This window comes from Bradyrhizobium sp. UFLA05-109, assembly GCF_054185165.1.
In genome coordinates, this window is the sequence record NZ_JBBIAR010000026.1 from 71,425 (window position 1) to 84,589 (window position 13,165).

Below are 13,165 nucleotides of genomic sequence, written 5' to 3' on the forward strand. Positions count from 1 at the left end.
GGCGACAGGACAGCAACGATCAAGAGGACTCTGAATGTCCCGTATCACCACCTTGCGCACCATCCGCATCGACGAGCGGCCGAACCTGATCTGGGTCGAGGTCGAGACCGATGAAGGGCTAACCGGCCTCGGTGAGAGCTTTCGCGGCGCGCAGGCAGTCGAGGCCGCCGTGCATGAGCTTGCGGCGCCCCTGGTGCTCGGCCAGGACTCCCGGCGGATCGAGGCGATCTCCCGCCAGTTGCTGACGCCCTATCTCGGCTTTCACAGCGTCAGCGCAGAGGTTCGCGCGGCGAGCGCCATCGACATCGCGCTGTGGGACATCAAGGGTCAGCGCCACGGCATTCCCGTGCACGAAGCGCTCGGCGGCGCGAGCCGGCTCGAGATCCGTGCATACAACACCTGCGCCGGCTATGCCTACAACACCAAGAGCGCCAAGCGCCGAGAGATCGGCACTGAGGATACTGCGCTTGGCCCCTATGACGACCAGATCGCCTTCATGCGCGACGCCGGCGCGCTTGCCGAGAGCCTCGTGAGTGAAGGCTACGGCGCCATGAAGATCTGGCCGTTCGATCCCTTTGCCGCGAATGGTGGCCATTCGATCACGCTGAGCGACCTCAAGACCGGCCTCGAGCCATTCCGGAAAATCCGCGCTGCCGTCAGCGACCGCATCGACATCATGTGCGAGCTGCACAGCCTGTGGGGCATGCAGGCGGCGGAGCGCATCTGCCGCGGCCTCGAAGATTACGGCGTGTTCTGGGTTGAGGATCCCCTCTGCAAGATGGACGACGCGCAGGGTCTCGCCGATCTCAGGCGCCGGGTGAAGACGCCGATATGCGGCAGCGAGACGCTTGCGGGTGCTGCAAGCTTCCGCAACCTGCTTGCCGTGGATGCGCTCGACGTGGTGATGCTCGACATCGCCTGGTGCGGGGGCTTGAGCGAGGCGCGCAAGATCGCAGCACTTGCAGAGGCCTACAACAAGCCGGTCGCGCCGCACGATTGCACCGGCCCGGTTGCGCTGATGGCCGGTCTGCATCTCGCCGTCCATGCGCCGACCGCGATCTTCCAGGAGGTCGTACGCGCGACCCTGTCCACCTGGTATCGCGATCTCGTGACGGAGCTTCCCGCCGTCCGCGACGGCATGGTGTCGGCGCCGCGTCGTCCCGGCCTCGGGCTCGCGCTCAATCCGGACTTGCGCGGGAGGCCGGACGCGACGGTACGCGAGTCCAAACTCGGCGCGTAACCGGCTCGCGACCGTCGCCTGTCCACGCCCGACAACAAGTCGGGCGCAAGCAGCCGCTTCGGCGTAGTCCAGCCAAGCCGCACCAAGGCGCCGCGCCGCATGCAAAGACCTAAAATGCCTCGAGCCGTCGCACCTCCTTTTCTGCAACCTTCACCAGCGGCTTCACGGCCTGATCCTCCCGACCCAGCACCACGCCGGACGCAAAGGCCCTAGCTCGCCCATTCCGGGCCGGCGTCTTGAGCGCAGCGTCAACAGCCATGTCGCGATGCGCGACAAAGTCGTTGAGCGCGCCAAGTGCGTTCTGGATCTTCTTCAGATGCCGGGACAACCCGGAAATCTCCTTCCGCTCGTGTCTGGACGGAAACAGACTTTCAAAGAACTCGAGTGCATATCTGATCTTCTTGGCCCTGATGCGCAGCTTGTGCCGTTCCCGGGCGGACATCTCGTCGAGATGCCGCCCGTGCTTGCGCAGCTTCTTGATGCGACGATGCAGCAGCCTGGCGGCGAATTTGCAGATCGGCGCCTTAGCATCTTCTGACGCAATCGTTTGGTCAGCTTCGATCCATTGCAGCGTGTCGACCAGCAGAGATCGGTAGCGCTGCCCGTTGACGGCTTCTTTTGCGCGCGCGAAGGCGCGCTCGCGCCTGGCACAGAACTCTTTCTTGATGGCCTTGCCGCCCCTGCGCAGCAACACGTCGCGCGTAGCGGGCTCGATATTTTCGGTCACGAAGACATCGAGCTCACGCGCGGGCGCGAGTTCGTTGGTGAGCCACTTCAGTTCGTGCTTGATCCTGTTCGTGCCGGTTCCAGACAGGATGTTCGAGAACAACGAGATCGCCGCGCGCAGGCGGCGCAATCCCACCCGCATCTGGTGAATTCCTTCCGGATCGCCATTGCGGACGGCGTCGGCGTTGCCTGAAAAATGGCGCGCGGTCGCGCGAGCGATGATCCGGAAGGCCTCACCGACCTTCAGACCGGAATTCAAAGCGATGCTTTCGGCGGAAAGAACCGGATGTTCTTCGCCGCGCGCAAGAGCATAACCCCGGTCCGACTTCGATCGCAGATCGAGCTCGGCTTGCGATTTCCGTTCGATCGACCTTGCGACGCGAAACAAATCGACGAGCCGGCCGCTCTTGAGTTCCAGTTCAAGCTCCTCAACCGGGCTGGAGCGTTGCCCGGCGACGATACGTCCGCGATCGATGGCGAGCTCGATCTCACTTCTCCTGGTACGAAGTGGCAGCGTGATGCGGTGCACCGATGTCTCGAACACGGGTTTCAGCTTGCGACGCAACTTCTCGGATGCAAACGGCTCGAGCGGAGTACCCTGCGCCTTGCCGAGGTTCGGCGCACCGTTCTTGATCTCCGCCTCCCATTCACCGCGGCCGAACTGCGCACCGTTGGCCGACTTGACCGTCTGGACGTGCTTGTCACCGTCATCGCGCACGCGGAGCGTGAGGCCATGCCGTTTCAGCTTGCATTTTCTGGTATCGAAGTAGGTCGACACCAGATCGTTCTCGGATCGCGGTCCGATTCTGCCGCCAGCCAAGCGCCCGTTCGCCAACGCCTTGTAATGGCGCACGGGCACGCGGAACTTCAGTTCGGCCTCGACAGCCATGTTGCTCTCCCGAGTTGGCTGCAGACAACGCGCGAGACACGAGCGGGGTACCACACGATGAGAGGCCACTCCGGGCGCGTAATTCGCCGAGCGACGCTTAGTCGCATGCGACGGATCCGCGAAACAGTCCTGAAACACAAGCGCGAGGCATTTCCGGATCGCTTCGTCGCGCTGATATCTCGCAACCAAATATCGCCGCTCATGCTTCGCAGATTTGCGAACCTATTCCGACATCGTCGCGACCAACTCAGCGATTGCAATCTTCCAAGGAGATTTAGACATGCGGATTCTTTCGACGATTGCCGTCGCCGGCATGATGATTGCAAGCGGTGCAAACGCATTTGCTGGCGAGCTTCCCTCTTACGAAGTGAAGTCATTGCCGATTTCGGCTGTGCAGGTGCAGGTGCTCGGCGCTGCCGGCGTGCAGGAGCAGGCGGCGACGCCGGTGCTGGCCGTCGCAGGCATGCCCGCCTCCCCTGCGCAGATCGCAGTGCTGTCGCCGCGCGTCAAGGTGGTCGCGAGCGCGACCGCGACGAACGAGCAGCGTTAAGCAGCGCACCGTCATTCCGGGGCACGCGAAGCGCGAACCCGAAATCACGATCTGCGTGATTGTGAGCGCAGCGAAGCAATCCAGAGGCTTATCCGCCGATAGATTCCTGGATCGCTTCGCTGCGCTCGCAACGACAGGATTGGGCGCGTGCTATCCACGACTCCAACTGTCATCGCCCGCGAAAGCGGGCGATCCAGTATTCCAGAGACAGTGCGAGGATACGGAGAAGCCGCGGCGTACTGGATTCCCGCCGGAGCCTGTCATCGGGCTCGCCGAAGGCGAGACCCGGTGGCGGGGAATGACAGCGATGCGCGGAGAAAGGCCGGAAACCAGCGTCGCGTCGGCGCCCCTACTGCTTCACCGGCGCCATCATCGCGCCGCCCTTCTTCGCGACGGGCGCGGGCGGCTTTGCGGCGACGGCTTGCGCGGGGAGATATTTTGCCAAGATGGCAGGATCGACCTGCGCGAGGTAGGTGTCCGGCAGGCGCGTCCAGCTCTCGTCCTTGCCGAGCAACGAGATGCCGAGGTAGCCGCGCAGGGTGAGCGTCTGACCATCCGGGCTGACCTTCATGTTCGCCTTCCAGATGTTGCCGTCGCGCGGATTGAGCACGTTACCACCTTCGTACTTCAGGCCGTCGCGCTTCATGTCGCGCACGAACGACAGGCCGAGCACCGGCGCGTTCTTGCGATCATCCGTGCATTTGGTGCAGGCCTCGTTCGGGTCATCGGTCGGACGCGGGAAGGTCTTTGCGATCACGCCTTCGAAGACGCCGTTGTGGTCGATGAACAGAAACCAACCGACCTGCTTGCCGTCCTCGATCTTCTGCCAGAGGCCCGCAGCCGTCGGCTGCTGGGCCTGCGCTGCGACGGGCTGTGACATCGCAGTCGATAGCGCGAGGCCGAGCGCGACGAGCGAGAGCAGTCGGAAGCTGGAAAAGATATTCCGCATAATGATCACCTGGCTTACCCACGACTGGAATGGCCGCAGACTAAGGCTATTTCGCGAAGGGTTCCAGCACCAGAACATGGCATGTGCCCTCCCCGTTCCGGCCCGGATCAGTTGACTCCGAGCTTCTTTTGCAAGCTGGACGAAGACGTCGTGTACTGGAACACCAGCCGCTTCTCCGGATAGACGTAACGATGGGCTTTCTGCGCCATCAGCGCGCCCTCATGGAAACCGCACAGGATCAGCTTGATCTTGCCCGGATAGGTGTTGATGTCGCCGATCGCGAAGATGCCGGGCACGTTGGTCTCGAACGCGCTGGTCTCGACCGGCACCAGATTGTTCTCGAGCGCAATGCCCCAGTTCGCGACCGGGCCAAGCTTCATTGTGAGCCCGAAGAACGGCAGCATGGTGTCGCAGACGATCTCGGCGACGCTGTTGTCATTGCCCTTGATCGTCGCGCCGGCGAGCTTGCCGTCAGCGCCGGACAGCGCGGTGACCTGACCGAGTTTCAAATCCATCTTGCCTGCGGCCACCAGCGCGCGCATCTGCTCGACGCTGTGGGGGGCGGCGCGGAATTCGTCGCGACGGTGGAGCAGCGTGATGCCTTTGGCCAGCGGATGCAGATTGAGCGTCCAGTCGAGCGCGGAATCGCCGCCGCCGACGATCAGTATTTCCTTGTCGCGAAACTGCTCCATCTTGCGCACGGAGTAATGCACCGAGGTTCCTTCATAGGCCTCGATCCCCGGCACCGGCGGACGCTTGGGTTGGAACGAGCCGCCGCCGGCGGCGATCACCACCACCTTGCATTCGAACACCTTGCCGGCATCGGTGGTAACGCGAAACGCGGGATCGCCGATCTTCTCTAACGTCTCCACCATCTCACCGAGATGGAAGGTCGGATGGAACGGCTTGATCTGCTCCATCAACGCGTCCGTGAGGCCCTGCCCCGAGACGTGCGGAATGCCGGGTATGTCGTAGATCGGCTTCTCCGGGTAGAGCTCGGCGCACTGGCCGCCGACCTTGTCGAGGATGTCGACGAAATGCGCCTTCATGTCGAGAAGGCCAAGCTCGAAGGCGGCGAACAGACCGCAGGGGCCAGCGCCAATAATCAGCACATCGGTTTTGATCGCGTCGCTCATGTCGTCTCTTTATCGGTCGTTGTCGGTTGGACGGCGCCCGGCAGGCAACGGAAAAGGGCAGTTCCTGTCTAGCCAACGAGGACGGCCCAGGGAAGGCATAAAAGCATTGGCCGCCTGCTGGCAGGGCTACTTGCCGGGTCAGGATAACTGGGCTGTAACGGCGGAGGAGATGAGGGAGATCAACAGTGAACGCACCAAGCCGCCTGGATTCAGCGCCGTGCCTTGCGGATTTCCCCTATCGCCTCAGCGACAATGTGCGCTTCGGCGATCTCGATCCCAACCAGCACGTCAACAACGCGGTCTATGCCACCTATTTCGAGACCGGCCGCGTCACGCTGATGAAGGACCCGAAGATCGGGCTGACGCCGCCGGGGCTCGCCTGGATCATGGTCCGACTCGACATCCATTTCCGCGCCGAGCTGCACTGGCCGGGGACGATCGAGCTGGGGCTCGGCGTCGTGAAACTGGGACGGACGTCAGTGACCTTCGAGCAGGTCGTGTTCTCCGAAGGCAGATGCATTGCCTCCGCGATGTCGGTCGGCGTCCTCATCGAAGAGGCCTCGCGGCGGCCGACGCCGCTCACCGCCGAGGTCATCGAGAAGCTCAAGCCCTGGCACAAGCGCGGCATCGAGGTCGCGCCACCGAAGCTCGAGATTTAGAAGTCAGGCTTGCCGTTCCGGCGTCGACACCACGAGCCCGTCGAGCTCGTCGGACACCTTGATCTGGCAGGACAGGCGCGAGTTCGGGCGCACGTCGAAGCCGAAGTCGAGCATGTCCTCTTCCATCGGCGTCGGGCTGCCGACCTTCTCGCGCCAGGCTTCGTCCACATAGACGTGGCAAGTCGCGCAGGCGCAGGCGCCGCCGCACTCGGCCTCGATGCCCGGAATGGCATTGCGGATGGCGCCTTCCATCACGGTCGCGCCGTTCTCGACTTCTACCGTGCGGGTTTCGCCCTTGTGGTCGACATAGTGGATTTTGGCCATGTGTGCTCGTGCTGCCGGAGTCTTTGGAATGAGGGAGGGTCCGGGCTGTCCTATAACGGGTCGCTTGGCGCCGCGCCATAGCGTTTTCGAGCGAAGTGGAGACCGGTTCGCGTGAAGAAAACGCGTCAGAACAAGAGACTTGAGCCCGGTTCTGACCACGTCAGAACTGGACACTAGTGCGGTCGCCCAAGGGCAGTTTGCGGAATTGAGGGCCGGCCTCAGGCCCGGCGCAGCATCGTCTCGATCGCTTCGCGGGCGTCGGCCACGGCCTCCTTCAGCACGGCGAAGGCGCGGGTCGGGTTGTTGCCGGTCCGGATCGCGCATTCGAGCTCAGCGGCAGCATCCGCCACCACAAAGGCGCCGATCCCGCGTGCCGAGCCCTTCAGCTTGTGCGCCAGAGCGGATGCATCTGCGGGAAGCGCCGCCATCGCCGCGATCAGCCGGTTCGACTGCTCCGCGAACATCGCGAGCACCTCGGATTCGAGCTCTGCATCCCCGAGGGTCATGCGCGCGAGATGGTCGAGATCGAGGGGATGGTCGAGCGGAGCAAGCGGCGGCGAGGGCATCCAGTCCATCCGTTGCAGATCAGGCGTCATGGCGCAGGCCCCGGCATCGCTGGCAACGCGCCAGTCCGGCGGCGAAGCTTTTCGGCCCTCACCCAACCATGGAAATGGTTAACGGAACGTTAGTCCGGTTTTACCCAATTCCGCCCGCATGTTGCCGAAAAGTTGCCGCAATCTCTAGAGTTCCGTGGAAAATTCCATTTATTGCTAAGGCCTTACGGCCCGATCCTGTTAACGATGATTAAGATTGTCTTAATCGCGGCCATTTCATTCGCAGCGCTCTGCCAATAGGATGTTGCGGAAATTGGCGGACAAGCCGTCTCGGGTGGGGGACGGCAATGAATCCGCGTAAGCGGCATGAACCGGTCTGTGGGCTTGCGCAACACGCAGGCTGCGCGGGGTGACGTGTACTAGTAGCGAGGGCTCAGACTGAACATGGCGAATACTCCCAAGAAGGTCAAAGACCCCACGGAAGTCGCGCTTTCTGCAATCCAGGAAGCCCTGAACATCAGCGACACTGCCGCGGACACCAGTCGCGCCTCCGCGGTGCGCACGGACAACGCGCCTCCCCTGCCGCCACCGACGCCGCCCTCCTTCGACGAGCCGACCTTCGAGGCGCGCCCTGCCGCGACCGAGCGACCGGTGTTCGACCCGATCGAGGAGCCGCGCACGCCGCGCCGCGCCGCCAATGACGACCGCGAGACCATCGGTCAGCTCCTCCAGGCACTTCAGAAGGGCCGCCCTGCCCGCAGCGTCTACACCTTCGCAACTGTCTTCGCCGGCATCTGGCTTGCGGCCTGCGCCGCGCTGACCGTCGGCTTCCTGCCCTCGATCCATGCCGCCATGGGCCAGAGCGGTGGCGTGCTGGTCATCGCCGGCCTCGTCGCGATGTTCTTCGCGCCCATCATGCTCTTCTACTTCCTCGCGAGCCTCGTTTGGCGCGGCCAGGAAATGCGCATGATCGCGCAGGCCATGGCGCAGGTTGCGATCCGCTTCTCCGAGCCGGAGGGGTCGGCTTCGGATTCCATGGTCACCGTCGGCCAGGCCATCCGCCGCGAGGTCGCGGCGATGGGCGACGGCATCGAGCGCGCGATCGCGCGCGCAGGTGAGCTCGAGACGCTGGTCGCGAACGAAGTCGCCGCCCTCGAGCGCGCCTATAGCGACAACGAAGTCCGCATCCGCGCCCTGCTCCAGGACATCGCGCATCAGCGCGACAACCTGGTCGGCCAGGCCGAGCAGGTCCGCAGCGCCATTTCCGGCGTGCAGATCGACCTGCGCCACGACATCGCGCTGATCTCGGACGCGATCGCCTCGCGCGTCGACGAGGTCGCCAAGTCCATCACCGGCGCACTGGAAGAGCGCGGCGCGCACATCACGCAGGCGTTGAGCAATGCCGGCGACAACATGATTCTCGCACTCGGCGAGCGCGGCGGCGACCTGCTCGACCGCCTCGAGGAGGCCAGCAACGAGACCACGCGCGCGGTGCTCGACGCCAGCGAGCGGCTGACCACCAGCCTCAACTTCAAGACCGGTCACGTCCACGACGAGTTCGTCGACCTCGCCGACCGCGTCCACGAGATGCTGAACGAGCGCATCGATCGCATCACCGGCGAGTTCGAGCAGCGTTCGTCCGCGATCGTCGACGGCATCTCCGAGCGCACCGAGCAGGTCCACGACTCCCTGAAGAACTCCTCCGACTCGCTCCTGCTCGAGCTCGAGCTGCGCTCCAACGACCTCTCGGCCAAGATCGACGACGCAGGCCACAGGCTCGCCGGCCACATCATGACGAGCGGCGACAAGGCGAGCGAGGCGCTCGATGCCACCGTCAACACCCTGGTCGCCAAGGTCGTCAGCCAGACCGAGACTGCGCACGATTCTCTCTCCTTGCAGATGAGCGCATTCGACGAGCTGGTGAAGAACCAGGGCGCCGATCTCGTGGAGAGGTTCGCTCGCGACTCCGGCACGCTGGGCGCGCTGATCACCCGCCACATCTCCGAGTTCGACCGCACGGTGAAGACCTTCGGCGGCGAGATCGTCGAGCGCATGGGACAGCGCACGACGGATATCGCCGAGACGCTGAAGACCTATGTCGACAATTTCGACACCCGCCTCACCTCGAACGGCGGCGAGATCACCGCGGCGCTCGACCAGCGCCTGGTGCAGTTCGAAACCACGCTCGGCGAACGCGTCACAAATCTCGATGGTTCGCTCAACAGCAGGCTCGCCAACTTCGACGGTGTGATCGAAGGCCACATCAAGACCCTCGACGATCAGCTCGGCGGCCGGGTCGTCGCGCTGGAACAGTCGTTCGACACCCGCGCGAAGTCGGTCACCGAGACGATCGACAACCGCCTCGGCGTACTCTCGACGTCCTTGACCGATGGTGCATCGCAAGCGATCCAGTCGATCGACTCGCGCCTCACCCACCTCACGGCGTCGCTGACCGATGGCGCGACACAGGCGATCCAGTCGATCGACGCCCGCTTGACGCACCTGACTACGTCCCTCACGGGCGGCGCGGCGGAAGCGCTGCAGTCGATGGATACGCGCTTCACCGAACTCACGCTCTCGCTGACCAATACGGCGGCGCAGGCGGTGCAGTCGGTCGACTCGCGGCTCACGCTGCTGACCTCGACCCTGTCCGACGGTACGGCCCAGGCGATCGAAGCCGTCGACCGCCGCATCAGCGGCGTGACCGAGACGATCGACGGCCGCAGCTCGCTTCTCGCCAGCACGGTCGCTGCGCGCTTCCAGGAAATCCACCAGTCCATCGAGACCAAGGTCGGCTCGGTCGCCAACGATATCGACGTCCGCGTTGCCCAGTTCGAGGACCTGCTCGGCTCGCGGGTCGAGGCCGTGGCCGGCCGCATCGAGAGCAGCGGACGCCAGGCCAGCGACGACCTGATGTCGCGCGCGGAGATGATCTCCACCACCATCCGTTCGCATGTCGAGGACGCCGAGCGTTCGCTGACCAACCTCGTGGTCAACACCAGCGAGACCATCCAGACCGGTGCCCGGACGGCGCAGCAGTCGCTGATGACGGTGTCGTCCGACGTCAATGCACAGCTGAAGATGACCTCGTCCGACGTCAATGCGCAGCTCAAGCTGACCTCGTCCGAGGTCGAGCGCGCGCTGACCGCCGTCGGCACGGGCGCTGCGAACTCGATCCTGACCAGCGCCCGCGAGGCGCAGTCGACCCTGGTGTCCGCATCGGGCGAAGCCGCCAACCAGATCAGGTCCCTGTCGGCCGACGTCGAACGCACCCTGTCGGCGGCGGGCTCGGCCACCGCAGCTTCGATCCTGGCCGGCGCGCGCGAGGTGCAGACGTCCCTCATCACCGCCTCCTCGGATGCCGCCAACCACGTCAAGACGCTCACGGCCGACGTGCAGCGCTCGCTGTCGCTGGCGGGCAACTCGACGGCTGAAGCCATCACCGCCGGCGCACGCGACGCGCAGAGCACGCTGATCGCGGCCTCGACCGAGACGTCGAACCAGATCAAGGCGCTGTCCTCCGACGTGCAGCGCTCGCTCTCGATGGCCGGCACCTCGACGGCCGAGTCGATCACGGCCGGCGCGCGCGAGGCGCAAAACACCCTCGTCACCGCGTCCTCGGATGCGGCGAGCCAGGTGAAGTCGCTCGCGGCCGAAGTTCAGCGCTCGCTGTCGCAGGCTGGCCAGTCCACCGCGGAGACGATCACGACCAGCGCCCGTGACGCGCAGAGCACCCTTCTCGCGGTCTCGGCCGAGCAGACCGGCCAGGTCAAATCGCTCGCGGCCGAGATGCAGCGTTCGCTGGCCATGGCCGGCGGCGCCACCATCGAGGCGCTCACGGCCGGCGTCCGCGACGCGCAAGGAACGCTCGTCACCGCCTCCTCGGATGCGGCGAGCCAGATCAAGTCGCTCTCGTCCGACATCGAGCGGACGCTCACCGCAGTCGGCGCCGACACCGCGGCGGCGATCCTCAACAGCGCACGCGAGGCGCAGTCGTCGCTGACCGCGACGTCGGCGGATGCGGCAAGCCAGATTCGCGCGATCTCGACCGACATCGAGCGGGCGCTTGGCACGGCGACCTCGAACGCCACCAACGACATCCAGACCAGCGCGCTCAATGCGCAGAACGCGCTGATATCAGCCTCGAACGAGGCGAGCTCACGGGTCAAGTCGAGCTCCGCCGACGTCGAGCGCTCGGTGCTCGCCGCCAGCGGCTCGTTCGGCCAGGCCATGACGGCCAAGACCGACGAGATCGTGACCTATGTGCAGCAGCAGGCCGACCGGCTGGCGAACTTGATCGACGCCAAGCGCGGCACGCTGGTGGACGCGATCGGCTCGAAGACCAGCCAGCTCACGCTCGACATCGACCGCGTCACCTCCGACGCGCTGAAGTCGATCGAGACGCGCGGCCAGGCGTTCTCGCAGTCGATGTCGGGCAACGGCAACGAGGTTGCGCGCACCATCAACGCGGCGAGCGAAGTCGCGACCGGAGCGGTCAACAAGTCGCTCAGGGACCTCGAGCAGACCTCGCGCGCGGCGATCGACCAGTCGCGCCAGGTTTCGATCGCGGCGGTCACCGAGATGCAGGAAACCAGCAAGATCCTGCGCACCGACACCGTCGCCCTGTTCGAGCGCCTGCGCGAAGGCAACATCCTCCTCCAGGAGGTGCTGACCGGTGCCCACGACAACCTCAACTCGCTCGAGCGTGCGCTGGTGACCCGCGTCGCCGACTTCGTCTCGGCGATGAACGACGTCACCGCACGCAATGGCGCGGCGACGCAGAACCTCGAAGAGCAGCTCAGCGTCTTCAATACCAAGACCACGAAGGCGCTGGTCGACCTCGGCGAGCTCTCGACCCAGTTCGACGCGCACGGCAAGGCGCTGGTCGATGCCGCTGCCGTCGTCGAGCACAGCAACAAGAACACCACCGCCTCGCTCGCCGAGCGCAAGCAGGCGCTGGAATCGCTGGTCACCACGATCGACCTGCGTACCGCCGACCTCGACCAGCGGCTGTCGCGCTTCACCGGCCTGCTCGATGAATCGCTTGCCGCGGCCGAAGAGCGCGCCCGCGACATCGCGCGCGTCGTGGCGGAAACCGCCGGTGCGGGATCTGCCGCGATTACCCGCCAGTTCGAGGCAGTGCGCGTGGCTTCCGAAGAGGAGCACCGCCAGACCATCGATGCCATGCACGACATCTACCGCCAGACCACCGACGAGGCGGACACGATGTTCAAGCAGTCGGCCGAGAAGTTCGGCAACCTCGTCGCCAGCATGAAGCAGATGGCGTTCGAGATGCACAACGAGCTCGAGGCTACGCGCAACGAGCTGCGCCGCGGCGTGCTCGAGATGCCGCAGGAGGCCGCCGAGAGCACCGCGCAGATGCGCAAGGTGATCGTCGACCAGATCGAGGCGCTCGCCGAGCTCAACCGCATCGTCGCCCAGCACGGCCGTGGCCTCGACGTCACGACCGCGGGCCGCGCCTCGGTTGCGCGTCAGGAAGAACCGATGCTGGCGACCGCCGTCAGCCGCGGCACCGAAACGCGCGTGCGCGACACCGGCAGCGCGTCGACCCTGCCGCCGCCGGACCTCGGCGTGCCCGCCTCGCGCCGCACCGAAGCCCCTCCGGTCGCACCGGCCGGCAACGACCAGGGCCGCGACGGCTGGCTGTCGGATCTGTTGAACCGCGCCGATACCGGCCCGGCAGCTCCGACGGGCCGTGAGGCGCCGCGCGGCCGTCCGCAACAGTCGCCGCAAGCCCCGCAGAATGGCGGCAATCCGCTGGAGTCGCTGTCACTCGACATCAGCCGGCTGATGGACCGCAATCTCGCCGCCGAGATGTGGGACCGCTACCAGCGCGGTGAGAACAAGGCCTTCACCAAGCGCCTCTACACGCCCGCCGGCCAGAAGGCTTTTGACGAGGTCGCCCGCAAGTATCGCGCCGACCGCAACTTCAAGGGCACGGTCGACCGCTACATCGCGGAGTTCGAACGCCTCCTCGACGAAGTCGCCCGCGACGGCCGCGGCCCGCAGGAGCTGCGCAGCCACCTGACCTCGGAGACGGGCCTCGTCTACACCCTGCTCGCTCACTCGGCAGGACGGCTGGGGTAGGCGGTCATACTCGGGAATAGCAAAATGAAA

General features: G+C 65.1%; 9 protein-coding genes. 4 read left to right on the plus strand and 5 right to left on the minus strand.

The features are described from left to right. Nucleotides 1–34 precede the first annotated feature (34 nt). Nucleotides 35–1,240, plus strand: coding sequence for a mandelate racemase/muconate lactonizing enzyme family protein (locus Q3C01_RS20310; protein WP_458147083.1), 1,206 nt, complete (start codon nucleotides 35–37; stop codon nucleotides 1,238–1,240). 109 nt (nucleotides 1,241–1,349) lie between these two features. On the opposite strand, the gene Q3C01_RS20315 is transcribed toward Q3C01_RS20310, so the two are convergent. Beyond that, nucleotides 1,350–2,855 (minus strand): CYTH and CHAD domain-containing protein, encoded by a 1,506-nt coding sequence (locus Q3C01_RS20315; RefSeq protein ID WP_458147084.1) that lies wholly within the window; start codon nucleotides 2,853–2,855, stop codon nucleotides 1,350–1,352. Between the two features lie 280 nt (nucleotides 2,856–3,135). Between Q3C01_RS20315 and Q3C01_RS20320 the strand changes: the two genes are divergently transcribed. Next, a complete protein-coding gene (locus Q3C01_RS20320) occupies nucleotides 3,136–3,405 on the plus strand; it encodes a hypothetical protein (protein ID WP_458147085.1) in 270 nt (89 codons plus the stop codon). A 349-nt stretch (nucleotides 3,406–3,754) separates the two neighbouring features. On the opposite strand, the gene Q3C01_RS20325 is transcribed toward Q3C01_RS20320, so the two are convergent. Together Q3C01_RS20325 and Q3C01_RS20330 are read right to left on the minus strand one after the other, a co-directional pair. After that, nucleotides 3,755–4,354, minus strand: coding sequence for a DUF2147 domain-containing protein (locus Q3C01_RS20325; RefSeq protein WP_458147086.1), 600 nt, complete (start codon nucleotides 4,352–4,354; stop codon nucleotides 3,755–3,757). Nucleotides 4,355–4,461: 107 nt separating this feature from the next. Further along, entirely contained in the window at nucleotides 4,462–5,490 is a 1,029-nt protein-coding gene (locus Q3C01_RS20330) for an NAD(P)/FAD-dependent oxidoreductase (protein ID WP_458147087.1), read from the minus strand. Between the two features lie 185 nt (nucleotides 5,491–5,675). Here Q3C01_RS20330 and Q3C01_RS20335 point away from each other — a divergent pair, with 185 nt between their 5' ends. Beyond that, the gene (locus Q3C01_RS20335; protein ID WP_458147088.1) at nucleotides 5,676–6,149 is read left to right on the plus strand and encodes an acyl-CoA thioesterase; all 474 of its coding nucleotides are present in this window, start codon (nucleotides 5,676–5,678) and stop codon (nucleotides 6,147–6,149) included. 3 nt (nucleotides 6,150–6,152) lie between these two features. On the opposite strand, the gene Q3C01_RS20340 is transcribed toward Q3C01_RS20335, so the two are convergent. Both Q3C01_RS20340 and Q3C01_RS20345 read right to left on the minus strand, forming a co-directional pair. Further along, nucleotides 6,153–6,473, minus strand: a complete 321-nt coding sequence (locus Q3C01_RS20340) for a 2Fe-2S iron-sulfur cluster-binding protein (RefSeq protein ID WP_027528626.1) — start codon at nucleotides 6,471–6,473, stop codon at nucleotides 6,153–6,155. 218 nt (nucleotides 6,474–6,691) lie between these two features. After that, a complete protein-coding gene (locus tag Q3C01_RS20345; protein WP_458147089.1) occupies nucleotides 6,692–7,069 on the minus strand; it encodes an Hpt domain-containing protein in 378 nt (125 codons plus the stop codon). 402 nt (nucleotides 7,070–7,471) lie between these two features. Here Q3C01_RS20345 and Q3C01_RS20350 point away from each other — a divergent pair, with 402 nt between their 5' ends. Then, nucleotides 7,472–13,135: an apolipoprotein A-IV repeat region-like domain-containing protein gene (locus Q3C01_RS20350; RefSeq protein WP_458147090.1), complete on the plus strand. Its 5,664-nt coding sequence runs from the start codon at nucleotides 7,472–7,474 to the stop codon at nucleotides 13,133–13,135. The last annotated feature ends 30 nt before the right edge of the window (nucleotides 13,136–13,165 follow it).

Coding starts and splice junctions, on each gene's coding strand:
- Q3C01_RS20340 (WP_027528626.1), bottom strand. CDS start 6,473: ATGGCCAAAATCCACTATGTCGACCACAAGGGCGAAACCCGCACGGTA.
- Q3C01_RS20325 (WP_458147086.1), bottom strand. CDS start 4,354: ATGCGGAATATCTTTTCCAGCTTCCGACTGCTCTCGCTCGTCGCGCTC.
- Q3C01_RS20320 (WP_458147085.1), top strand. CDS start 3,136: ATGCGGATTCTTTCGACGATTGCCGTCGCCGGCATGATGATTGCAAGC.
- Q3C01_RS20330 (WP_458147087.1), bottom strand. CDS start 5,490: ATGAGCGACGCGATCAAAACCGATGTGCTGATTATTGGCGCTGGCCCC.
- Q3C01_RS20310 (WP_458147083.1), top strand. CDS start 35: ATGTCCCGTATCACCACCTTGCGCACCATCCGCATCGACGAGCGGCCG.
- Q3C01_RS20315 (WP_458147084.1), bottom strand. CDS start 2,855: ATGGCTGTCGAGGCCGAACTGAAGTTCCGCGTGCCCGTGCGCCATTAC.
- Q3C01_RS20350 (WP_458147090.1), top strand. CDS start 7,472: ATGGCGAATACTCCCAAGAAGGTCAAAGACCCCACGGAAGTCGCGCTT.
- Q3C01_RS20345 (WP_458147089.1), bottom strand. CDS start 7,069: ATGACGCCTGATCTGCAACGGATGGACTGGATGCCCTCGCCGCCGCTT.